The 22,325-nt window shown below is 64.2% G+C and carries 16 protein-coding genes; 9 read left to right on the forward strand and 7 right to left on the reverse strand.

Annotated elements, in window-relative coordinates; translation table 11 throughout:
* The first annotated feature begins 5 nt into the window (after positions 1–5).
* The 3 genes from PQ457_RS09660 to PQ457_RS09670 are packed head-to-tail and all read left to right on the forward strand — an operon-like array spanning position 6 to position 3,965.
* Complete coding sequence (locus tag PQ457_RS09660; protein ID WP_273616668.1) at positions 6–1,871, forward strand: bifunctional sugar phosphate isomerase/epimerase/4-hydroxyphenylpyruvate dioxygenase family protein; 1,866 nt, start codon at positions 6–8, stop codon at positions 1,869–1,871.
* Positions 1,872–1,908: 37 nt separating this feature from the next.
* Positions 1,909–3,558 carry a carboxylesterase/lipase family protein gene (locus PQ457_RS09665; RefSeq protein WP_273616669.1) on the forward strand — a complete coding sequence of 550 codons (1,650 nt, stop codon included), beginning with the start codon at positions 1,909–1,911 and terminating at the stop codon, positions 3,556–3,558.
* Between the two features lie 20 nt (positions 3,559–3,578).
* Positions 3,579–3,965, forward strand: a complete 387-nt coding sequence (locus tag PQ457_RS09670) for a VOC family protein (protein WP_273616670.1) — start codon at positions 3,579–3,581, stop codon at positions 3,963–3,965.
* Here the strand turns inward: PQ457_RS09670 and PQ457_RS09675 are convergent.
* Positions 3,962–4,963, reverse strand: coding sequence for a LacI family DNA-binding transcriptional regulator (locus PQ457_RS09675; RefSeq protein WP_273616671.1), 1,002 nt, complete (start codon positions 4,961–4,963; stop codon positions 3,962–3,964). The two genes, PQ457_RS09670 and PQ457_RS09675, sit on opposite strands and share 4 nt — an antisense overlap.
* 115 nt (positions 4,964–5,078) lie before the next feature.
* On the opposite strand from PQ457_RS09675, the gene PQ457_RS09680 reads away from it, so the two are divergent.
* Genes PQ457_RS09680 through PQ457_RS09700 form a run of 5 tightly spaced genes read left to right on the forward strand, consistent with a single transcriptional unit; the run spans position 5,079 to position 12,013 of the window.
* Positions 5,079–6,362, forward strand: coding sequence for an MFS transporter (locus PQ457_RS09680; protein WP_273616672.1), 1,284 nt, complete (start codon positions 5,079–5,081; stop codon positions 6,360–6,362).
* Entirely contained in the window at positions 6,359–7,522 is a 1,164-nt protein-coding gene (locus PQ457_RS09685) for an MFS transporter (RefSeq protein WP_273616673.1), read from the forward strand. Before PQ457_RS09680 ends, PQ457_RS09685 begins: the two co-directional genes overlap by 4 nt.
* A gap of 53 nt (positions 7,523–7,575) precedes the next feature.
* Positions 7,576–9,738, forward strand: a complete 2,163-nt coding sequence (locus PQ457_RS09690; protein ID WP_273616674.1) for a TonB-dependent receptor — start codon at positions 7,576–7,578, stop codon at positions 9,736–9,738.
* 20 nt (positions 9,739–9,758) lie between these two features.
* Positions 9,759–11,246, forward strand: a complete 1,488-nt coding sequence (locus tag PQ457_RS09695) for a hypothetical protein (protein ID WP_273616675.1) — start codon at positions 9,759–9,761, stop codon at positions 11,244–11,246.
* Positions 11,246–12,013: a hypothetical protein gene (locus PQ457_RS09700; RefSeq protein WP_273616676.1), complete on the forward strand. Its 768-nt coding sequence runs from the start codon at positions 11,246–11,248 to the stop codon at positions 12,011–12,013. Before PQ457_RS09695 ends, PQ457_RS09700 begins: the two co-directional genes overlap by 1 nt.
* Here the strand turns inward: PQ457_RS09700 and PQ457_RS09705 are convergent.
* From PQ457_RS09705 to PQ457_RS09715, 3 genes are read right to left on the reverse strand one after another with little or no spacing between them, the layout of a single operon-like run.
* A complete protein-coding gene (locus PQ457_RS09705; protein ID WP_273616677.1) occupies positions 12,010–13,359 on the reverse strand; it encodes an MmgE/PrpD family protein in 1,350 nt (449 codons plus the stop codon). The genes PQ457_RS09700 and PQ457_RS09705 overlap by 4 nt on opposite strands.
* A complete protein-coding gene (locus PQ457_RS09710) occupies positions 13,346–13,873 on the reverse strand; it encodes a DUF3237 domain-containing protein (RefSeq protein ID WP_273616678.1) in 528 nt (175 codons plus the stop codon). Before PQ457_RS09710 ends, PQ457_RS09705 begins: the two co-directional genes overlap by 14 nt.
* Positions 13,873–15,273, reverse strand: coding sequence for an aldehyde dehydrogenase (locus PQ457_RS09715; protein WP_273616679.1), 1,401 nt, complete (start codon positions 15,271–15,273; stop codon positions 13,873–13,875). Before PQ457_RS09715 ends, PQ457_RS09710 begins: the two co-directional genes overlap by 1 nt.
* Before the next feature lie 193 nt (positions 15,274–15,466).
* Here PQ457_RS09715 and PQ457_RS09720 point away from each other — a divergent pair, with 193 nt between their 5' ends.
* Positions 15,467–16,429, forward strand: coding sequence for an alpha/beta hydrolase (locus tag PQ457_RS09720; protein WP_273616680.1), 963 nt, complete (start codon positions 15,467–15,469; stop codon positions 16,427–16,429).
* A gap of 3 nt (positions 16,430–16,432) precedes the next feature.
* Here PQ457_RS09720 and PQ457_RS09725 read toward each other — a convergent pair whose 3' ends face one another.
* Genes PQ457_RS09725 through PQ457_RS09735 form a run of 3 tightly spaced genes read right to left on the reverse strand, consistent with a single transcriptional unit; the run spans position 16,433 to position 22,166 of the window.
* Positions 16,433–17,710 (reverse strand): alpha/beta fold hydrolase, encoded by a 1,278-nt coding sequence (locus PQ457_RS09725; RefSeq protein ID WP_273616681.1) that lies wholly within the window; start codon positions 17,708–17,710, stop codon positions 16,433–16,435.
* A 59-nt stretch (positions 17,711–17,769) separates the two neighbouring features.
* Positions 17,770–19,518 (reverse strand): CocE/NonD family hydrolase, encoded by a 1,749-nt coding sequence (locus PQ457_RS09730; RefSeq protein WP_273616682.1) that lies wholly within the window; start codon positions 19,516–19,518, stop codon positions 17,770–17,772.
* Positions 19,518–22,166, reverse strand: a complete 2,649-nt coding sequence (locus PQ457_RS09735; RefSeq protein ID WP_273616683.1) for a TonB-dependent receptor plug domain-containing protein — start codon at positions 22,164–22,166, stop codon at positions 19,518–19,520. The genes PQ457_RS09730 and PQ457_RS09735 overlap by 1 nt, the downstream gene beginning before the upstream one ends.
* Between the last annotated feature and the right edge of the window lie 159 nt (positions 22,167–22,325).

Genomic DNA, 22,325 nt, shown 5'->3' on the forward strand with positions numbered 1-22,325 from the left:
AGGGGATGACATTCAAGACCTCTATCGCCACCGTCTCGATCAGCGGGGCGCTTTCGGACAAGCTGCGCGCGATTGCCGAGGCGGGCTATGGCGGCGCCGAGATCTTCGAGAACGACCTGCTCTCCGCCCCCGAAAGCGCGCGCGAGATCGGGGCGCTGATGCGTGACCTCAATCTGGCCTGCACGATGTTTCAGCCCTTCCGCGATCTGGAAGGGCTTCCCGATGATCTGCGCGCCCGCGCCTTTGAGCGGATGAAGCGCAAGTTTGAAGTGATGGAGCAATTGGGCACCGATCTGGTGCTGCTCTGTTCCAATTGTTCGCCCCACGCGATGGATGACCGCCAGCGGATGCTGGATGATCTCCACGAACTGGGCGAGATGGCCGCCGCCCATGGCAAGCGCGTGGGCTATGAGGCGCTGGCGTGGGGGCGCCATGTGGCTGATCACCGCGACAGTTGGGCGCTGGTGCGCGATTGTGATCACCCGGCCATCGGTCTTGTGCTGGACGGGTTTCATTCGCTGGCCCGCCGCATTCCCTCGGCCAGCATCGGCGACATCCGGCCCGAAAAGCTGTTCATTGTGCAGGTGGCCGATGCGCCGATGCTGGACATGGATTACCTCAACTGGTCGCGCCATTTCCGCTGTATGCCGGGGCAAGGCGACTTTCCGCTGGCCGAATGGGCGGCCGCGATTGCGCGCACCGGCTATGACGGCTGGTGGAGCCTTGAGATCTTCAACGACCGGTTCCGTGCCGGCAGCGCCCATCAGGTGGCACGCGACGGGCATCGCTCGCTGCGCCTGCTGGAGGATCAGGCCGCGCGTCTGTTGAAACGCCCCTCGCCCATGCCGCCGCGCGTCGCGCCGCGCGGTGTGGAATTCATCGAATTTGCCGCATCCCACGAGGAAGCCGAGGATTTCGCCCGCGTGTTCCGCGCTCTGGGCTTTGCGCCGGTGGGTCAGCATCGAAGCAAGGACGTGACCCGCTGGGCACAAGGCGAGATCAATCTGGTCGTCAATTCCGAGCCGGAAGGTCTGGCGCACAGTTTTGATATTGTTCACGGCGGATCGGTCTGCGCCATCGGCCTTGCCGTGCCGGACCAGCAAGCGGCGCTGGACCGCGCACAGGCTTTGGACATTCCCCGCTTTGCCCAGCAGGTGGGCCCGGATGAATGGGAAATCCCCTCGCTGCGCGGCGTGGGGGGCAGCCTGCTCTATCTGGTCGATGCCGAAACACGCGATGCGATGTGGGCCGATGAATTCCCCCGCACCGTCGAACCCGCCCCTGCCAAGCCTTTGCTGTCGCGCGTCGATCATATTGCCCAGACCATGCAGTATGAGGAAATGCTCAGCTGGCTGCTCTATTACCACGCGCTGCTGGACGTGAAGAAAACGCCCCAGCTTGAGATCGCCGATCCGATGGGGTTGGTCTACAGCCAAGCGGTGGAAACCGCCGATGGCGCTTTGCGCTTCACGCTTAACGGCTCGATGGCAGTGCAATCCCTCTCCTCGCGCTTCATTCAGGCCTATTTCGGCGCAGGGGTGCAACATATCGCCTTTGCCAGCGAAGATGTCTTTGCCGCAGCCCAGGCGGCCGCCGACGCGGGCCTGCCGATGCTGGATATCGGCCCCAATTATTACGAGGATCTGGAGGCGAAATATGCTCTCGATCCTGAATTGCTGGCGCGGATGGAGCGGCTCAACATCCTCTATGACCGCGACGGAGACGCCGAATATTTCCAGTTCTACACCCGCGCCGTGGCCAAGCGCGTGTTTTTCGAGGTGGTCGAGCGGCGTGGCTATGACGGCTATGGTGCCGTCAACGCCCCGATCCGATTGAATGCACAGGCCAAATACCGCGACCCGCTCGTCTGAAGCGGGCGCGGATATCCCCCTATGAGGAGAGAATGTGATGAAGGGCATTGCCTTTACCACAAGCATGATAGCGATTGCATTGGGCGCGGGCGCGCTGGACGCCGCCGACCGTTCGATGCAACCGATTCCTTCCGACCCGGTGGAAACCAGCAGCGGCCGCGTGGCGGGCACCGCGCTGGCTTCGGGCGTGCGGGCCTATCTGGGCGTGCCCTTTGCCGCGCCGCCGACCGGCGATCTGCGCTGGGCGCCGCCCAAGCCATCGCACTGGACCGGCATTTTCAACGCTGACCGCAAAGGCCCCGCCTGCATTCAGGTGCTGCGCCCGCATGACATCAACCACTATTTCGGCGAGGAAGCGACCGGCGAGGACTGCCTGACGCTCAACCTGTGGACCAATGCCAAGGCGGGCGAAAAGCGCCCCGTGGTGGTCTTCATCTATGGCGGCGGCTTTACCATCGGCTCGTCCGGCATGGCCAATTATGACGGCGAGGCCATGGCCAAGGCGGGCGCGGTTTTCGTCAATTTCAACTATCGCGTGGGCGCTCTGGGCTTTCTGGCCCATCCTGAACTGACGAAGGAGCAAGGTGGCGCTTCGGGCAATTACGGGCTGATGGACCAGACGCTGGCGCTGCAATGGGTGCGCGACAATATCGCCAAATTCGGCGGCGACCCGGACAAGGTGGTCATCATGGGCCAGTCGGCGGGCGCAGGCTCGGTGGCGGCGCAGGTCTTGGCCCCGGCGGCGCGCGGATTGTTCCGGGCGGCGGTGATGTCGTCGGGCTGCAACCTGCGCGGGGCAAAACCCACCTTGGCGGATGCGGAAAAGATCGGTCTGGCGTTTCAGGAAAAACTCGGCGCGAAAAGCCTGAGCGAGATGCGCGCCATGGCGGCGGACCGTATTCTGGCCATGCAATCGGAATCGCAATTGGGCCTGTCGGTCTCGGGCGTGCGGATCAACGGGCCGATCATCGATGGCCGCTTCCTGCCGCAACAGGCCGCCGATGCCGTGGCCGCCGGCAATTTCGCCAAGGTGCCGATGGTGGCCTCCTTCAACGAGGATGACATGGCTTTCGGCTTTGAGACCATCACCGGTGCCAAGACCGTGGCCGATTATCAGGCGGGCGCGCAAAAGCTGTTCGGCGCGGATGCGGCGGCCTTCCTCAAACTCTATCCGGCCAAAACCGACGCCGATGTGCGCAGCGCCGCCCGCCGCGCGGCGCAGGACGCCAATCTGGCCGCCTCGGCCCGCGCCTGCGCGGTCGATACAGCGGCTCAGGGCGTCCCGGTCTTCATCGACGAATATGCCCGCCGCCATCCCTATATTCCGGGCGTCAAACTGGCCGATCAGGACACCGCGACCGTGGGCGCCTATCACACCGCCGACATCCCCTATTGGTTCGGCACGCAGGACGCCTATAATTCGATCCGCCCCACGCGAAACTGGACCGAATGGGACCGCACCCTGTCGAAACAGATGATGGAGGCGCTGATGGCTCTGGCCAACACCGGATCGCCCGATACGCCCGCCATGCCGTGGAAACCGTGGAGCGCGAAGAATGACACTTTGCTATGGTTTGGCGACAAGGTGGAAACGGTGAAGCTCAATGTGGCTGGACAGACTTGGCTGGCCGCGCATAAGCCTGCTGCCTCGGCCCAGCCACCCCGTTTGTCGCGGCCCCGCGACTAAAGCATAAGGACATGATGGCGATGCGGATTTTGAAGATCGACCATATCAACATCCGCACGCCCCTGTTCGAGGAAACTCTGCGCTTTTACGAGGACTGCCTCGGCATGCAGCGCGGCCCGGCAGGCTCGGTCCATGGGCGGCCGCAGAACCTTTGGCTCTATGCCGATGGCGTGCCGATGATCCATGTCAACGGGCCGACCGGGGATGAAGTGGTGGCCGATATTGGCGTCAAAAGCCGCCTCGACCATTTCGCGCTTTCCTGTGCCGGGCTGGCGCAATGGCGCGCGCATTTGACCGCGCAGGGCGTGGAATTTCGCGAGGCGCGCCTTCAGGGACGCGAGGTGACGCAACTCAATCTGCTCGACCCCAATGGGGTGAAGATCGAGCTGCAATTCGCGGAAATTTAGGCGCTTTCCCGCTCGATCAGGCGGAAGCCGACATCGATGCTGCGCGCCAGCGGAGGCGCACCGGTGGCATGGTGGCGGATGGCGGCAATCGCCTCGCGGGCAATGCGTGATCCGTCGATGTCCACCGTGGTGATCGTGGGCCGCATCGCGCCCGCCAGCGCAGAATTGCCAAAGCCCATCACCGCCAATTGATCGGGCACGCGCAGCCCCGCCGCCTGCGCCTCGACGATAAGGCCCTGCGCCAGATAATCCGAGCCGCAGACCACCACATCGGGCAATTCCGCCATCCGCCGCATATCGGCAAAGATCCGCCGCGCATGGCCAAAGCGCGAGGGGATATCGACCTGCGCCTGGGCCACTTCGCCGCCGCCAAGGGCTTGCCATTCCTCGATAAAACCGTCCGAACGGATGCGCGCCCGCGCGCCCTCGGCCGTCACCAGCAAGGGGCGACGATAGCCCCGCGATTGCAGAAACCGCGCCACATCGCGGCCCACATCGCGGTGCGAGAAACCCACCGCGATGCCCGGCGGATCCTCCGGCAATTCCCAGATCTGGATGAACAGGCCCGGAAAACGCTCGACCAGTTCGCGCGTCTGCGGCCCCAGCGGCGCGGTGGAAATGATCGCATCGACCCGCCGTCCCATCGCCGCCAATATCATCTCATCGGTGCGTTCGGGCGCCACCCCGGTCAGCCCCATCATCACCGTGGTCCCCGCGCCGGCCAGTTCCTCGGCCATGGTCTGGATCGTGTCGTTGAAGATCGAATCCGTCAGATGCGGGATCAGCACCGAAACCATCTTGGATTTCGACGAAGCCAGTCCGCCCGCCAGCATATTGGGAATATAGCCGGTCTGGGCAATCGCCTCGCGGATGCGTTCGGCGGTGGCGGCGGCCACCACCTTGGGATTGTTGAGATAGCGGCTGACCGTGGCGGTCGAAACCGATGCCAGCGCGGCAACATCATCCAGCGTAGGATTGCGGGTGGAAGGCTCGTTCATGCGCTTACACTAGCCGCGCGCACCGCCTCTCACAAGCAGGCATGATGGGTGCAAAGAGGCTCGACGAGCCATCATGCAAGCGCTATCACATAGAGCAAAGCATCCGGGAGAGCACATGAAACAATCCACCAACAGCGCGCTGGAACAGACCATCAGCGCCAAGGTCATCGCGCGGCTGGTGGTGCCTTGCGCGCTTTATATCCTGATCGGGGCGATAGACCGCACCAATGTCGCCTTTGCCGCGCTGGCCATGAACCGCGATCTGGGCCTTTCGCCCGCGCAATACGGGTTTGGCGCAGGGATCTTGTTCGTCGGCTATATGCTGGCCAAATATCCCAGCGTGCTGCTTTATGAGGCTATCGGCATGCACCGCTGGTTGGCGGCGATCACGGCGATCTGGGGGATCTGTTCGGCCTCGATGGCGCTGGTCCAAACCAATGGCCAGCTCTACGCGCTGCGCATCGCCATCGGTTTTGCCGAAGGGGGCCTGTCCTCGGGCCTGATGCTCTATCTCAGCCTCTGGGCCAGCGAGCGGCATCGCGCGGCCATTCTGGCGATCCCGATCATGTCGATCAATGTGGCGCAGGTGATCGGCGCGCCGGTGTCGGGCCTGCTGCTCGACTGGGCCAATCCATGGGGCATCGCGCCGTGGCGGATGATGTTCATCGCCGAGGCATTGCCTGCGCTGGCGCTGGCGATTTTCGCCTATGTCTGGTTCCCCGACACGCCCGATCACGCCCGCTGGCTGGATGCTGAACAGCGCGCATGGATCGGCGCCAATGTGCGCGGCGCGCAAAAGGCACCCTCGGGCGGCGAGCGCTGGGCGGTGCTGCGCAGCAAGGTGGGCTGGACTTGCGCCGCCATCTGGTTCTGCATTCTGGCCAGCAATTACGGCATCATGTTCTGGCTGCCCCAGGTGGTCAAAGGCATGGGCAATCTGACCTCGACCGAGACGGGAACCATCGTCGCCCTGCCCAATGCGGCCAGCGCAATTGGCCTGATCCTGAACGCCCGCCATTCCGACCGCACGGGGGAAAGGTTCCTGCATGTTGCCATCCCGGCCTTGCTGGGCGGGGTCTTGCTGGTCTGCGCATGGTGGCTGGGCGCGGGGGCGGCAGGGCTTTTGTGCCTGATTCTGGGCGGGGCCTGCACGGGTTGCACAGTGGCGGCTTTCTGGGCAATCCCCACGCGGATGCTGGCGCCGCAAAGTCTGGCCATGGGCATTGTCGTCATCAACATGGCGGGCAGTCTGGCGGGCGCGACGGTGCCGCCGTTGATGGGCGTTTTGAAGCAGACGACCGGCTCGTTTCTGCCGCCGACCTTGCTGTTGCTGGGGCTGGCGGTTATGTGCGCGGGACTGGTGATACTGGCGCGGCGACAGATGGCGCGCGCGGCATGAATGGCACGATGCTGGCGCTGGCGATGGTGGCGGCGCTGGGCTCGATGGCGATCCATATGCTGGTCCCCGCCCTGCCCCAACTGGCCAGTGATTTCGCGACCAATGCCCATGGGGCGCAACTGGCGATCAGCATCTACATGATCGGCCTTGGCGCGGCGCAACTGGTGGCCGGGCCTGCGGTGGACAGGCTGGGACGCAGGCCGGTGCTGCTGGCGGGGCTGGCGCTTTATGGGCTGGGGGCGCTGGGCTGCGCGCTGGCCGGGTCTTTGCCGATGCTGCTGGCCGCGCGCGCGGTGCAGGCGGCGGGCGGCGCGGCGGGCGTAGTGACGGCGCGGGTGATGGTGGGCGATCTGTTCGGACGGGACGAAGCCGCCGCGCGGCAGGCCACGCTGATGACCATCGTGCTGATCTCGCCCGCGCTGGCGCCGGTGCTGGGCGGGTTTCTGACCGCGTTGGGCGGATGGAGGACGATACCTATGGTGCTGGCGTTGGTGGCGCTGGGGGTGCTGGCGCTGGTGGGGCCGCGATTGCCGCATGGCGCGCGCAAGGTTTCGGCGCCGGGGGCCGCGCCCAATATGCGGCGTTTGCTGGGCAATGCGCGCTTTACACTCTCCACGCTGGCCATGGCCTCGGCCAGCAGCACTTTGTATATGTTCCTTGCCTCCGCGCCTTTTCTGCTGCGAGATGAAGGACTTGATCCGCGCCGGATAGGGATTGCGCTGCTGGTGGTGGCCGCCGCCTCAATCGGCGGCACGCGGATGGTGCGGCATCTGTCGCGCGGGGGCTATGGGCTGGCGATCGGGACGGGGCTGATCCTTGCCGGGGCCTGCGGGGCGGGTTTGCTGGCAGGCACGGGGCTGCACACGCCCGCCGCGCTGATCGGGCCGATTGTGCTGGTGGGGCTGGGCGCGGGGGTGGCGGGGCCATCGGCCATGGCCATCATCGTCTTTGCCGAGGAAAGCATGGCGGGCACCGCCACCAGCATCGCGGGGGCCACGCAAATGCTGGCCAGCGCCGGGGCCACGCTGGCGCTGGGGCTGATTGCGCCGATGTCGTCATGGCGTCTGGCGCTGGCGATGCTGACCACAGCGGCAGTCTGCGCGGGGGCGGGCTGGTGCGGATCGCGGGCGGCAAAAGCGTATGAGACAGAACAATCTTGACAGAATGCAAGCCCTTTCATAAATGTTCGGCAAAGAGATAAAGGGAGGATGTCATGATCCAGTTTCGCCGCCGCCACGCGCCCGTTTTTGCGCTTTTGCTGGCCAGCACCGCCACGCCTGTTTTGGCGCAAACCGCGCCCAAGGACACCGGATTGGCCGATATTGTCGTGACCGCCGAGCGCCGCGAGCAAAGCCTGCAACAGGTTCCCATCTCGGCCACGGTGCTGAATGCAGAGGATCTGCAACGCAAAGGCGTGGGCAATCTGGCCGATATTCAACAGGTTGCGCCCTCAATTGCGATCAACACGGTCAACCGCTCGACCTTCGTCAACATTCGCGGCGTGGGCATTGCGCAGAGCGCGCCCACCTCGAACCCCGGCGTTGCCTATTACATCGATGGCCAGTTGATCCCGCATGAGCAATTCATCGGGATGAGCTTTTATGATATCGCTTCCATCGAGGTGCTGCGCGGGCCGCAGGGCACGCTGACCGGCCAGAATTCGACCGGCGGCGCGATCTATGTGCGCACGCCCAAGCCGCAATTTGACTCGCTCTCGGCCATGGCCAATCTGACGGCGGGCAATTATGGTCGCTATCGCGCGGAAACGGCGGCCAATATCGGCGGCGAAAATGTCGCCCTGCGTCTGGCCTATGTGCATGAAGAGCGCGACAGCTATACCAAGAACATCGCCGCCAATGCGCAGAGCCAGCCCGGCAATCTGAAGATGGACGCCGTGCGCGGCAATCTGCGCGTGCGCGGCATGGACGGGACGCTGGACCTCAACCTGCGCGCCGAATATTTCAATTCGCGCAGCGACAATATTGCCGTCAAAAACCGCAATGACGCCGTTACCAGCAACCCGTTCCAGATCGAGGAGGACGCGCGCTCCTATCTCAATCAGCACGGCTATCGTCTGGCGATGGACGCCCGCATTGACCTGACCGATCGAGTGCAGTTCCGCACGCTGACCTCGTGGCAGGACGGCAAGACGCTGGACCAGACCGATGGTGACCGCACCGCCACCGCCGCCCCGCGCCCACCCGCCGGCAATGTCGGCCGCGTCAGCCAGTCGAGCACCCAGTTCCAGACCTTCATTCAGGAATTCAACCTGCTCTCTACCGACAAGGGCCCGCTGCAATGGGTGCTGGGCGCGTTCTTCATGGATGAAAAGGTGCCGGTCACGCTGCTGCGCGACAACAACAATGTGCGCGATTTCGTCAGCAGCACCAGCACGATCATCACCACCGCCAAGAACACCACCTATTCCGGTTTTGGCCAGATCAACTATCATTTCAACGACAAGCTCGAACTGGTCGTCGGCGGGCGCTACAGTTGGGACAGTCAGGTCTATACCCGTTTTGCCGTGCCGGGCGCGGGATTTACTCTGCCCTTCACCTCCTCGATTTCCACCAATCAGCTGACCGGCAAGGTGGGGGTGAATTATCATCTGGGCCGCGACGGGCTGCTCTATGTCTCGGCGTCGAAGGGCTATAAGGCGGGCGGCGTCAACCTGACGCCCAACACGCCCAATTTCAGCCCCGAACGCAATTTCGTCTATGAGGCGGGCTTCAAGACCCAATTCCTCGACCGCCATCTGCGCGTCAATGGCGATGTGTTCTATTCGGTTTACAAAGACATCCAGCTTTCCAGCCTGGTGGGCGGGTTGCCCGTCACGCAAAACGCGCTGGGCGGCCATGCCAAGGGGGCCGAACTGGAAGTGACCGGCCAATTCGGCGCGCTGGGGCTGAACATGGGCGCGGGGATTCTGGATGCGCAATTCAGCAATGCGGCCTGTATTTCCGACACCAACGCGGCGGGCACGGATGCCGGATGCCCGACCAACCTGCGTTTTGTGCCGCAGGGGCGCAACCTGCCCTTCTCGCCCAAGCTGACGCTTAACGGCGGCATCCAATACGCCATTCCGTTGGGCGGCGACATCACCGCCACCCCGCGTCTGCAATGGAGCCATGTCTCCAGCCAGAACGCCACGCCCTTCCCCAGCATCAACACGCTGGTGCCGGGGCGCGATCTGCTCGATGCGCGGGTAACCTTTGATTTCCACCATGGCTGGCAGGTGGAAGCCTTTGTCCAGAACCTGACCAACAAGCTCTACATCGCCTCGCAGATCCAGAATTCGTCCAGCGCGGACGGCGGGATCATCTATGGCGCGCCGCGCACCTGGGGCGTGCGCCTGAAGGCCGTGTTCGGCAAGTAATCGAGAGGAAAGCGGGGATCATGCGCAAGATCAGCCTGATGGTGGCCGGTGTCGCGGGGGCGGCGGTCTTTGGCCAATTGGGCGCCGCCGCGCCTGAACGCTGGTGGTCGCCGGGCGAAGGGCGCGTGTTTCCCGCCAGCCTCGATTATCCCAACGATCATGGGACGCTGCGCGTGCTGGTCGATGGCGGGCCGGTGGAGACCAAGGGCCATCCGTTTTTCGAGCCGCTGGGCGCCAATGGCCGCGCCTGCGTCACCTGTCATCAACCTGCCGATGCGATGAGCATTTCGGCGGCCACGGCGGCGGAGCGCTGGAACAAGACAGGCGGCAAAGACCCCCTCTTCGCCGCCATCGACGGCGCCAATTGCCCCAGCCTGCCGCAGGACAGGCGCGAATCCCATTCGCTGCTGATCGAGCGGGGGCTGTTCCGCATTCAATTGCCTTGGCCGGTGCGACAATGGAACGGGCGGCCCGTTACGCCTGATTTCACCATCGAGGTGATGCGCGATCCCAATGGTTGCAATTCGGGGCCGAATTACGGACCGGCGGCGGGCAATATCTCGGTCTATCGCCGGGCGCGGCCAGTGGCGAATATGAAATATCTGCTGGCCGTGGGCTTTCCCTTCGATCCCAAGCAGGGTTTCGCCCTGCCCCGCGATCCTGACGATGGCTCAATGATGTCGGGCAATATCATGGCTGACAATCGCGCGGGCAATCTGCGTATCCAGATGGAGGATGCAGCGCATGGTCATCTGCAATTTGCCAAAGGTTTGAACGCCAAGCAGATCGCCCAGATCCGCGACTTTGAAATGCGCGTCTACACCGCCCAGCAGGTCAGCAAACAGGCAGGCGCGCTCGACAGCATGGACGCCGAGGGCGGGCCGATGAAGCTGAAAAACTCGCAGCCCGGCGCGCTGGGCAGCATCGGCATCCCGGTGTGGAGCGAGTTCGCCAAATGGGAAAAGATCAGCCCCGAGGACGCCAAGACGCTGACGCCCGAACAACTGGCTTTCCGCCAATCGGTGGCACGCGGGGCGCGGGTGTTCCGCGAAAAGATGTTCCTCATCACCGACACGGCGGGCATCAATTCGCGCATCGGCTTTGGCAATCCAGTGCGCAACTCCTGCGTTTTTTGCCATAATATGAGCCAGATGGGCAATGACGTGGCCCCCGGCCAGGTCGACCTTGGCACCACCACCATGCCCTTTGCCGACCCGTGGCGCGATCTGCCGCTGTTCCGCATCACCTGTCTGAAGGCGCCGCACCCCCATTATGGCCGCGTGATCTATACGATGGACCCCGGCTTTGCGATGACCACGGGCCGGTGCGCCGATGTGGGCAAGATCACGCTGCAATCCATGCGGGGGCTGGCCGCCCGCGCGCCCTATTTCTCCAATGGTCTGGCCAAGGATCTGCGCGGCATCGTCGATTATTACGACCGCCGCTATAACATCGGCTATACCGAGCAGGAAAAGCAGGATCTCACCAATATGATGAGTGCGTTGTGATGTTTCGCTTTTTCCTTTCCGCCGCCGCGCTGGTCGCGCCTTTGTCGGCTGCTGCGGCCGAAACCGTCCGCTTCATCGCCTGCCCGATCTATCGCGACGCCGACAGCGGCAAGAAATCGGGCTGCTGGCTGGCCGACGATCCGGCCACAGGCACGCGCTACGATGTGTCGCTCAGCCCGCACAAGCCCGACTGGAACTATGCCGTGATGGTCGAGGGGATCGTCTCGGCCGCCCCGCCCGCGCCCTGCGGCGGCATTGTGCTGGATGCGGTGCGCACCAGTCGGTTGTATGACACGCCCTGCACGCGCCACATGCTGCCGGCCGAGGGCTATCCGGGCCGCCGCTTCGTGCTGCCCAAGCGCAATATCACGCCCTCATCGGTGGCGCGCCCGGTGCCCCCCGGCCCCTATGGCGAGCGGGTCTTTCCGGTCTATTTCGAATTCGGCAATGACTTCCTCGTCTATCAATACAGCGACTATCTGATTGAGCAGGCCAGCAACTGGATCATCGCCGCCAAACCGAAAAAGCTGATCGTCACCGGTTTTGCCGCGACACAGCCAACGGTGATTTCGGGGCGCAGCATGGCCGAACCGGCGGAACTGGCCACCCAGCGCGCCGAGACGATTGCCGAAACGCTGCGCCGTCTGATGCCGGGCATGCCAATCGAAACCGCCGCCGACACCAGCGGCAGCGCAACTCAGGACAAGGATGCCGATGGTCTGCCCGACCAGTCGCGCCGCCGGGTGGAAATCAAGGCGCTCTTCTAAAACAACGCCCCGACATCCGGGCAAGCCTCCAGCGAGAGGATCGCCCGCGCGAGTCCTTGCGGATCGGCGGGCGGCACTTTCGCCCGCGCCGCGCCGTCGAGGAATTTGGCCACCAGCGCCTCCTCGCCCAGCGGCCTTGCCGGACAGCCGAGCGCATCCTCCTGCCGCGCGCTGATGCTGCGCCCGTCATGCAGATGCAGCGTCAGATGCCCGCCAGCGCCATGCCAGTTTGCCTCCTCCAGAACGCGCGGCGACACTTTGGCCGCCATGGCCAGCACCGCCGGATCGGCCAGCGATGCCGCATCGAAATCATCCAGCCCCACATCCCCGCGCACCAAAGCCAGCGCCAGCGTAAAGGGGATCGAAAACTTCGCATCAATCGCCGTGGCGGGGGACTGCTTGCGCGCCAGAGGCTCGCACAGCATGGTCTGTATCGCATCCACGCCCACCTCGATGCGCGCAATATCCTGCGGCGCGACCTGCATCGCTCTGGCCATCTCGATCATCGCATGGGTGCCCCGACATGAAGGCCAGCGCTTAAAGGTCAGCGCCTCGATCCAAAACCTCTGCCCCAGCCCATCGAGCAGATCGCCCGCGTCATAATGCCCCCCGGCATAGAGCGCGTAAAAGGCCCCCTTGCCCTCCAGAGGCTGCTCAAACCCGGCAACGCCCTCGCGCGCGAGCAAGGCGGACAACACCGCCGCCTGCGCCGGAAAACCTTCGCGCACGGCGCGGATCACGGTGCCCTGCGAATGTTTGATCTCGCCGGGCATCACGTTCTGACACAGCATCAGCGAGAATGCATCACGGACTTGAACCTCCGAAAGGCCCAGCAAAGACGCCGCCCCCGCCGCCGCGCCAAACCCGGCCAGAATCGGCGGCGGATACCACCCGCCCATCTCCATCCTTTGCCGCAGCGCTATCGCCATCCGGCACCCGACATCGCACCCCACCGCCAGCGCGGTCAGGAAACGCCGCCCATCAACCCCGCCCTCGGCCTGCGCCAAGGCAAGCAAGGCAGGAACAAGGCTGGCATTGGGATGGATCGGCGCGCCATCCAGCGCATCCTCATAATCGAGCGCATGGGCCATCGCCCCATTGGCGAGCGCCGCCATCGGCGCGGCAGCGCTCAATCCTGTGCCAAGGATGCGGCCAGGCCCATCCCCGGCGGCGACGCGGATAAAAGGGGCCACCTCGCCCGCCATGCCGCTGGCCCCCAGCATCACGCCGACGGCATCGAGCAGCACCCAGCGCGCGCTGCGCACCGTTGCGGGCGGCAGATCGTCGAACCGGCAATCCGCGACAAAGGCGGAAAGCCGGTCCGACAAGGCATTATCGCACGACATAAAAGTCGATGACGACATGATCCGGCATGCGAATACCCCGCGCGACAAAGGCCGAACGGGCCAGCCATTCCTGCGGCCCTGCCTTCACATCAAAGCGCGGCGTGGTGCGGAAATAATAGGCGGAAGGATCAACCCTTTCACCCTTGGCCAGTTTCTCGGTCACTTCCGGGCTGGCCACGCGCACGCCGGGGTTGGTGATCTCGATCACTGTGCCATCGGCGCTTTTCATGAAATAGCGCGCCTCGACCTTGGTCAGGCCGCCGGGCATGATCGTCTGCCAATCGCCGCCGCCGGGCAGGATCGTGCCCTTGAGCAGGGGTCCATCGACTGTGCCGCCGGTGATGGCAATAAAGCGCTTGCGGCCGCCCGCTACCTCGCCCTGCTCCACCGGCGGGGCAAGCGTAATGCGCGCGGTGAACGCGTAATCGAGCGTGGGCGCAGGGGCAGCCGGGCCTTGGCCCACTGCGGGCGAAGCGGCGAGCGCAAGGCCCGCCGCGATCAATCCCTTGCCCATCAGATGGGGAAATGCCCGTCCTGGGTTTCGACGGTGATCCAGCGGGTTTCGGTGAAGCTGTCGATGCCCTGCCGCCCGCCGAAGCGGCCATAGCCCGAAGCACCAACGCCGCCGAAGGGCATTTGCGCCTCGTCATGGACGGTCGCGCCGTTGATGTGGCAGATGCCGCTCTTGATCTGCTTGGCCAGACGCAAGCCCTTGGCGATGTCACGCGTGAAGACCGCCGCCGAGAGGCCATATTCGGTGTCATTGGCCAGCTCGATCGCATGGGCCTCATCGCGCGCGCGGATGATGCCGACCACCGGGCCAAAGCTTTCATCGCGGAACAGCTTCATGTCCGGCGTCACCTTATCGACCAGATGCGCGGGCATCACGACATTGAGCGTGGTTTCCCCGCCCGTCAGCAGCACCGCGCCCTTGGCCACGGCATCGTCCACAAGGCTGAGGCAATGCGCCACCGTCTTGGCATCGACCACCCCGCCCAGCGGCGTGTTGCCCAGACGCGGGTCGCCTGCGGTCAAGGTCTTGACCTTGGCGGCGAATTTTTCCGCAAATTCATCCGCCACGGCGTCCACCACGATGATCCGCTCGGTGCTCATGCAGATCTGGCCCTGGTTCATATAGGCCCCGAAAGCCGCCGCCTTGACTGCCTCGTCCAGATCAGCGTCCGCGCAGATCACCAAAGGTGCCTTGCCGCCCAGTTCGAGCAGGCAGGGCTTCAATTGCTGCGCAGCACGCGTGGCGATGATGCGGCCAACGGCAGTGCTGCCGGTGAAGTTGATGCGCTTGACTTCCGGTGCATCGATCAGCGCGCCCACCACGTCCGCCGCATCGGCCGGAGCATTGGTCACGACATTGACCACGCCTTCGGGGAAACCGGCCTCGGCAAAGGCCTCGATGATGAGGGCATGGGTGCGCGGGCACTGTTCCGACGCCTTCAAAATCACCGCATTGCCGCAGGCCAAAGGCGTGGCAATCGCGCGCACGCCAAGGATGATCGGCGCATTCCACGGCGCAATGCCAAGGATCACACCGACGGGTTCACGCAGCGCCATCGCCAGACAGCCGGGCTTGTCCGAGGGGATCACTTCGCCCGAAATCTGGGTGGTGAGGCTCGCGGCCTCGCGCACCATCGACACGGCAAGGCCAAGGTTGAACATCGCCCAGCCAGCGGTCGCGCCGATCTCGCCCATCATCGCGGCGACGAATTCGTCCTTCTTGGCCGCCAGAGCATCGGCCGCCTTTTGCAGCACCGCGCGGCGGGCATTCGGACCCATCGCGCCCCATGCCGGCTGCGCCGCCGCCGCACGCGCAGCAATCGCCCCCATCTCGCCCGCCTGCATCGCCACCGCCGAGGAGGCAACCTCTCCCGTCACGGGGTTCAATCTCGTGAATTCCATGCGATCAGCCTTTCAAAAGCATCCTGACATTCTGCTATTATTGATAGCAATATTATATCTATTCGCAAGGCGCAAGCGCCCAACCGTCATCCATCATGGAAAAAGTGATCTTGCCATGCAGATCCGACAATGCAAGCGTTGTCATCTCCTGAAAAATAGGCAAAACATGAAGCCGCCATAAAAGGAGACAAGGATGCCCCGTTATCGCCTGCCCCTCGCGGCCGCGCTGCTCGGTCTTGCCGGCGCCGCCATCGCGCAAACGCCGCCGCGCGCCCCGGCCCTGACGCCCGAGCAGGAGGCCGAACGCATCGCCGCGCGCAATCTGCCCAATGTTCCCGGTTCCGGCCCCTATCCCGCGATCATGGAGGTCAATCCCGGTCTGCCCAATCACGTCATCTACCGCCCCGCCTCCATGCCTGCGGCCAAGCTGGGCGTGCTGGTCTGGGGCAATGGCGGGTGTCAGGAGGATGGCGCCAGCGCGCGCCAGCATCTGCTGGAGATCGCCAGCCATGGCTATGTCGTGATCGCGCCGGGCCGCATCCTGTCGGGCCCCACTGCAACCGAAAAATTGCCCGAACCGGCCCCCGGTGCGCCGCGCCATCTGGATGCGCCCACCAAGGGCACCGATGTGCTGGCCGGCCTCGATTGGGCGCTGAAGGAAAACGCGCGGGCGGGAAGCCCGTATAGGGGCCATATCGACCCCAAACAAACCGCCGTTGCGGGCCACAGTTGCGGCGGGTTGCAGGCGCTGGAAGTGGCCCGTGATCCACGCATCCACGCCGTGCTGATCCACAACAGCGGCGTCTTTGCCGATGGCAGCAACCCGATTGCCGGGATCAATGTGACCAAGGCGCTGCTCAAAGACATTCACACGCCGATCATCTATATTCTGGGCGGGCCGGGCGACATTGCCTATCCCAACGGCACCGACGATTACGCGCGGATCGAGCATGTTCCCGCCGTTCTGGTCAACCTGCCGGTGGGCCATGGCGGCACTTTCTCCAAACCCTATGGCGGGGCGGTGGCACAGGTTGCGGTCGACTGGCTGGAATGGCAATTGCGCGGGGATAAAAGCGCAGGCCGGACTTTCAAGGGCCCGGCCTGTCGCCTTTGCGTTGCGCCCGGATGGAGCATTGAGCGCAAGCACATGGATTGAATATCAACGGCAGCTGCGGTCCCGGAAACAGGGCCGCAGCATCGGCGCGGGCGTATGGGCAACAAATCCGGTCGCCGGATTATCCCATACGCCCGTGTCCAGCCGCTTTTCCATCTGACGCAAGGATGCCACCAGCACCTCACCCGAAAAGCCGCAATGGCCCGCCTGGGCCAGCCACATGGCACTGAACATGCCCGGATCGGCCGCCTCGCCATAGGCGCGCTGCAGCGAGGGCGAGGTCGCGCCATCCCCGATCGCCTGAACCGAGAGCAGCGGGACGGAAGGCCGCGCCGTGGGCGTATAATGCGCCATCATGTAATTGACCGCCGCGGGTTTGGCCGCCACCCGCGCGCCCGCATTCAGCCGCGCCAGATCCGCCTTCAGGTCCAGCCCCGCCTTGGCATAAAGCGCCTCGACAAAGGCGCGGCGGCCCGATTGGGCGAGTTGCGCCACGTAATCGACGCCCGTATTCCATGAAAACACCCCGCCCGCGCGCTTTTCCTGATCCGCGCGGGGCAGAAAGATGCCCATGGTGAAAGCAGCGCCGATTTCATCGACCTGCGCCTCGACATCGCCATCGGCGGGGCGGGGATGGTCGCGGCGGGTCCAGCCCGGAATGCCGCCCAGCACACCCGCCAGCGCCAGACGCGCCCTGCCCTGCGGCGTGGTCAGCGCGCTCTGCACGGCACCTTGCGCCTTTTGGCCGTTGGCCATGTCATCGGCAATGCCGGTCAATTGCAGGCTATTGTCGGCCATCAGGGTGCGGAATGTATAGGCCCCGTCCAGCGCCATATTCATCATGCCCACCGCCCCGCCAATCGAGGGACAGAAGGCAATAGCGCCATCCACCGCAGGCTTTGCCGCCTCGGCCAGCGCCGTGGTGACAAGGCCGCCCATCGAATTGCCCCATGCGATGATGCGTTTGGGCTTGCCATAGGTCTGGGCAAAAGCGGCAATCGCCTGCGTCTGGGCCGGCACGGCCTCGGCCAGCGACCAACCCGCCGCGCCGTAATCGCTGGCCAACAGCGCATAGCCCTTTTCCAGCAACAGCGCCCTGGCATTGGCAGGCGCCAGTTCGGGCGCGCCTAACCGCGCCGAATAGCCCCGGCCCCAGACCAGCAGCGTCCCGTTCCAGTTGGCCGGAACCTGCGCGGCCCATTTCGCGCCGGATTTCAGCGCGCCCTCGGCGGTTTCGGGCACCCGCGCACCCCAATGCAAAGGCTGGGCGGCGGCGGGCGCGGCCATCACGGCCGTGGCAAACAAGACGTGGCGAAGATGCATGCGATCTGTTTTCCTGACGCAAAAACGGGGCCGGTTGACCCGGCCCCGCCGCGACCCGTTCAGGGCTTGACGATAGGCAGACTGACGCTCGATGGATGCGCCGCATCGCTGATCAGCGTGATCCGCGCGGGTTGCGAATTGGCGCTGCGGGCCCTTTCGCGGTAATCCGATCCGGCAAAAGTGAACTGGATGCGGTGCCCCTTGGCCCAGACATAGGAGGTAGGCATCAGGTCGAACTGCATCCGCACCGGCTCGCCCGGTTTCAGCATCTGCGCATCCTCGGCATAGGCGCGATGCCACGGCAGGCCGGGCAAAGCCCATGGCGCCTTGTCGGTCTTGCGCAGCGACGCCTTGAGGCGGCCCTCGGTCACAACCTTGACGCTGCCATCGGGCGCGACATCCTCCAGCAGGAGAAAGAGGTTGGCATCGGGCGTGTCGGCCGCGATCCAGACATCGGCCAGCCCATGGCCCGTCACCTCGACCGGCGCGGCCAGCGCTTTGCCCGCCACGGAGAAACCGGCGCCCTTGGGGTGGCACGGCTGCATCGTGGGGCCGCCGCCCTCGCCCACGCAAGGCGTGGCGTAATCGACGGCAAAACTGGTGGTGAGCGGCGCCGGTTTGGCGGCCCCGCTTTCCAGCCCCTTGGCGGTGATGGCAAAACTGGTCTGCGGCGCCTGCGGCAAGGGCCATTGGGTCGCGCTGCGCCATTCATCGGCGCCGACGGTGTAATAATGGATCGGCGGATCGCGGTCGATGCCGGTGTCGATGCCCTTCAGGTGGCGGTCAAAGAACCGATGCGCCTCCTCGACAAGGCCAAAGCCGTCATTCTGACAATGCAGCCAGTCCCCGATCAGGATGCGCGTGCCGGGGATGTTGAGGAAGGTGATCAGCCCCTGATCGCGCAATTCATCGCGCCATCCGCCCACGACATAGAGCGCCGTTCCCGACCGCCGCATCTGGTTGGCATAGGAGGACGCGCTGCCCTCGGCCCAGAAGGTGCTTTGCACGCTGGGCGCCCAGCTGTCGCGGTAGGGGAGCGATTTCCACAGTTCGAACAAAGGCGTGGCGCGCTGATGCTCCTCGGCGGCCTTGCGCAGCATCACCTTGTTTTCATCGCCATCGATGGGGGGGATGGCCATGTCCTGCTCGATGGTGCGCGTGGGGCCGGTGCCCCATTGGGCAAAGATGCCCCCGCGCCGCATCGCGTCATATTTGTTCCAACTGAAGCAGCCCGCGAACACGGCTTTCAGATGCGGATTGCCGCCCGTCATCGCATGAACCGCCGCATCGCCGGTGTTCGAACAGCCATATTGGCCGACAATGCCGTTCGACCACGGCTGATCGGCCAGCCAGTCGATCATTTCATAGGCATCGGCATCCTCGTTGCGCTCATGGTATCCGCGCATCGTGCCAAAGCTCTGCCCATTGCCGCGCCGGGCGACCTGCACCACGACATAGCCGTAATCGGTAAGGCCCGGTATCGAGCGGAACCCCGCCGCACGCGGGCCGGTGCCATCGGCGGCCTCCTGCGTGGCGGACAAAGTGTGGTGCCAGATGACGGGGAAACGCCCCTCGGCCGGTTTGCCGTCCACCGCCGGGCGCGCCACCGTAACGGCCAGACGCGTCCCGTCGCGCATCCGCACGTAAAAGCTCTGGCGGATCTGGGAATTATAGGTCTTGGGCGGCTGATAATGGCCAAAGCTGGAAGGCGCGGCGGCAGGGGCCAGAGCGGCAGGAGCCTGCGCCCCCGCCACCCCAGCCTGCGCCATGGCCCCCGCCACGGCGCAGGCCAAAAGAACGGAGCGCATCAGAACTTCTTCCTCGCGCTGACCGCGATCAGGCGGCCGATCGGATCGGACGCGGTGGCGTCATAGCCGCCACTGCCGTTCGAGCTGGGCGCGATGTTGACATAGGGCGGCTTGATGTTGAAAACATTGCGGATTTCAAGACCAAGATTGAACGGATTATCCGCATCGCCCACCTTGAAATTGATCACCGCGTCGATCGGCGTATAGCTTTTGACCGCCTGCGGCGTGGAGATCGCATTATTGGTATATCCGCCCACATGGGTGGCGCGCAGCAGGACGCCGAAGCGATCCATTTCCCAATTGATGGTGGCCCGCGCGCGGAAGCGCAGCGGCTGGAAAATCAGGTTGAGCTGGCTGATGAAAGGTGCGGCGGGGGCCTGCTGCGTCTTGAAGCCCAGATTGTAGGTTCCGCTGACGGCCAGAGTGAAGCGACCGGCCTTGTCTGTGTCGATCACATGGCTGGCCGTGAAATCGAGGCCCCGCGTGATCGAGCGGCCCAGATTCTGGCTGCGCCCATCAACGAAGAGCGTCACATTGCTGGGGCTGCCGCCGGGGAAGGCGCCCGCAACCGTCAGACCCTGCGCCACATATTGCGCGGCCAGCACGCCTGCGGCCGAACCCTGCGTGATCAGGCCGGTGCCGTCATATTGCGACACGCGGTTGAGCAGCGAGAGATCCGAAAGCAGCGCGATGACCTGATTTTTGTAATCCACGTTGAAATAGGTCAGCGAGAACTTGGTCCGTCGCGTCGGCTGGAAATCAGCGCCCAGCGACCATGTCGTGGCGGTTTCGGGCTTGAGGTTGAGATTGCCGCCCGACAGCGCCACCCCGGTGATCGGCGCGCCGCCGGTGGGGTTCTGATAGGATTGCACGAAAAGCCCGTTCGAATTGCCGTAGATCTGCGGCAAGGTCGGCGCGCGGAAAGACGTGCCATAGGACCCGCGCAGGGTCAGGCTTTCGACCGGCTTCCAGTTCACGCCGAATTTGGGATTGGTGGTTTGCCCGACATCGGAATATTTATCGTAACGGACCGCCGCATCGATCTCCAGCTTTTGCAGGCCCGGCACCGCATTGTCGGGGCCAAACACCGGGATCACGAGTTCAGCATAGGCCGAATCCACCCGCCGCCCCGGATTGGTCCAGGTATAAGGCACGCTAGGATTGCCGCGCTGGCTGCCCAGCGAGACGTTGAATTCCTGGCCTTCATAACCGGCGGCCAGCTTGACCTGACCGGCGGGCAGATTGAACAGCGGACCGTTCACCCGCGCCTCATAGCCGACAAAGCGGCCGATGGTGGGGGCATAGAACACCTGGTTGAAAATGCCCGCAAGCGTGGCCGCCGACGTGCGGCCAAGGCCATAGGGATCAAAGGCGGTGGCCGGATTGCTGCTGGCCAGCGCGGCGTTCAGCGCGCCATTGTTCGTACCCAGCGTGCTGGCCGAAATGTCATAGGTGCGCCCCTTGCCCACCAAGGCCTCGAACTGCCAGTTCTTGGGCAGCTTGATCTTCACCCCCGGCGTGATCTGCCAGCTTTCCGAATGGCCATAGCTGGCGTTGCGCGCCACATCGCCCGAGAAATTATAGCCCAGCGTATAGGACGTGCCGGTAAAGCCCGTGGGCCGCACAAAGAACGCATTGGTCTGCGGCACGGTCAGCGTCGCGCTGCTGTAGGCAGGCAGGCGGTAGAAGGAGCGATAGGAATAGAAGCCGTCGACGAAAAATTCGAGCCAGTCGGTAGCCTTGAAATTGGCGGTCATGTTGGCCGAGTCATATTTCTGGCGCGGGATCAGGTCCTGCCCTTGCAGATCATCGCAGCGGTTGCTGGTGCCTGCGGTCAATTGCGAGGGGCTGGTGACGCCGCCCGCCGGAATGGCGTAATTGACGCCGCCCGCCGTGATCGTGCCGGGGTTGCAGCGCGTGACCGAATAGTCATTGCCGCCAAAGCGCGTCTGGTTCGAGGTGAAGAAGGGGCGGTCCGAACCGTTCAGGTTTGATTTTTCAACATGTTCATAGGCGACCATGAACTGGCCGCGATCAAATTTATGGCCATAGGCGGCCCCGGCCATCTTTTCATTATAGGCCCCGTCCGAGGCGATGCCGCCGCGCGCGGTGACCTCCAGCCCGTTGAGGCTGCGGCGCGGGATCAGGTTGACCACGCCCGCCACCGCGTCCGAACCATAAATGGCCGATGCGCCATCGGCCACCACCTCAATCCGCTCAACGCCCAGTGTCGGCAGGGTGGACGGGTCGATCGAACGGCTGTTGTTGGTGACGCGGTGGCCATCGACGATGATCAGCGTGGCATTCGGCCCGATCCCGCGCAGGTTGATCGAGTTCGAATAGACGATATTGCCCGCGCCGCCCGATTGCCCGCGCGAATTTTCCGACACGCCAAGGTCAAACACCTGCGGCAGATCGCGGATCGCGCGGTCGATGGTGACGCGGCCCGTGGCGGCAATGTCGGCGTTGGACAGGGCCGTGACGGTCGAACCGATGGGGGCCTCGCCGCGCACGCGACTGCCCGTCACGATGATATCGGCATTGGTGGCGGCTTCCTGCGCCCCCTGCGCGCATGCCGCGGACGCAGACAGCGCCCCGGCCAGAACCGTGCCTGTCAGCACGGCCGCACGGAACTTACGATGGTTCATGGCATCCTCCCAAGAATTGCAAGCGATTACAGGAATAGTCCGCTGAGCGAGATGGATGCGCTGTGTCGCATGATGCCGGGCACCTTTCCTCTCCTCACAAGCCGGTGGCCGGATTCGGCCTTGCCAGACGGAACTTATGCGTTCTTGAGGATGAAGATG

Origin of the sequence: Novosphingobium humi (genome assembly GCF_028607105.1) — a bacterium.
In the GTDB taxonomy this organism is placed as follows: domain Bacteria; phylum Pseudomonadota; class Alphaproteobacteria; order Sphingomonadales; family Sphingomonadaceae; genus Novosphingobium; species Novosphingobium humi.

Bases quoted from the DNA above. Each gene is read 5' to 3' on its own strand.
- PQ457_RS09660 (WP_273616668.1), top strand. From the start codon at position 6: ATGACATTCAAGACCTCTATCGCCACCGTCTCGATCAGCGGGGCGCTT.
- PQ457_RS09665 (WP_273616669.1), top strand. From the start codon at position 1,909: ATGAAGGGCATTGCCTTTACCACAAGCATGATAGCGATTGCATTGGGC.
- PQ457_RS09670 (WP_273616670.1), top strand. From the start codon at position 3,579: ATGCGGATTTTGAAGATCGACCATATCAACATCCGCACGCCCCTGTTC.
- PQ457_RS09675 (WP_273616671.1), bottom strand. From the start codon at position 4,963: ATGAACGAGCCTTCCACCCGCAATCCTACGCTGGATGATGTTGCCGCG.
- PQ457_RS09680 (WP_273616672.1), top strand. From the start codon at position 5,079: ATGAAACAATCCACCAACAGCGCGCTGGAACAGACCATCAGCGCCAAG.
- PQ457_RS09685 (WP_273616673.1), top strand. From the start codon at position 6,359: ATGAATGGCACGATGCTGGCGCTGGCGATGGTGGCGGCGCTGGGCTCG.
- PQ457_RS09690 (WP_273616674.1), top strand. From the start codon at position 7,576: ATGATCCAGTTTCGCCGCCGCCACGCGCCCGTTTTTGCGCTTTTGCTG.
- PQ457_RS09695 (WP_273616675.1), top strand. From the start codon at position 9,759: ATGCGCAAGATCAGCCTGATGGTGGCCGGTGTCGCGGGGGCGGCGGTC.
- PQ457_RS09700 (WP_273616676.1), top strand. From the start codon at position 11,246: ATGTTTCGCTTTTTCCTTTCCGCCGCCGCGCTGGTCGCGCCTTTGTCG.
- PQ457_RS09705 (WP_273616677.1), bottom strand. From the start codon at position 13,359: ATGTCGTGCGATAATGCCTTGTCGGACCGGCTTTCCGCCTTTGTCGCG.
- PQ457_RS09710 (WP_273616678.1), bottom strand. From the start codon at position 13,873: ATGGGCAAGGGATTGATCGCGGCGGGCCTTGCGCTCGCCGCTTCGCCC.
- PQ457_RS09715 (WP_273616679.1), bottom strand. From the start codon at position 15,273: ATGGAATTCACGAGATTGAACCCCGTGACGGGAGAGGTTGCCTCCTCG.
- PQ457_RS09720 (WP_273616680.1), top strand. From the start codon at position 15,467: ATGCCCCGTTATCGCCTGCCCCTCGCGGCCGCGCTGCTCGGTCTTGCC.
- PQ457_RS09725 (WP_273616681.1), bottom strand. From the start codon at position 17,710: ATGCATCTTCGCCACGTCTTGTTTGCCACGGCCGTGATGGCCGCGCCC.
- PQ457_RS09730 (WP_273616682.1), bottom strand. From the start codon at position 19,518: ATGCGCTCCGTTCTTTTGGCCTGCGCCGTGGCGGGGGCCATGGCGCAG.
- PQ457_RS09735 (WP_273616683.1), bottom strand. From the start codon at position 22,166: ATGAACCATCGTAAGTTCCGTGCGGCCGTGCTGACAGGCACGGTTCTG.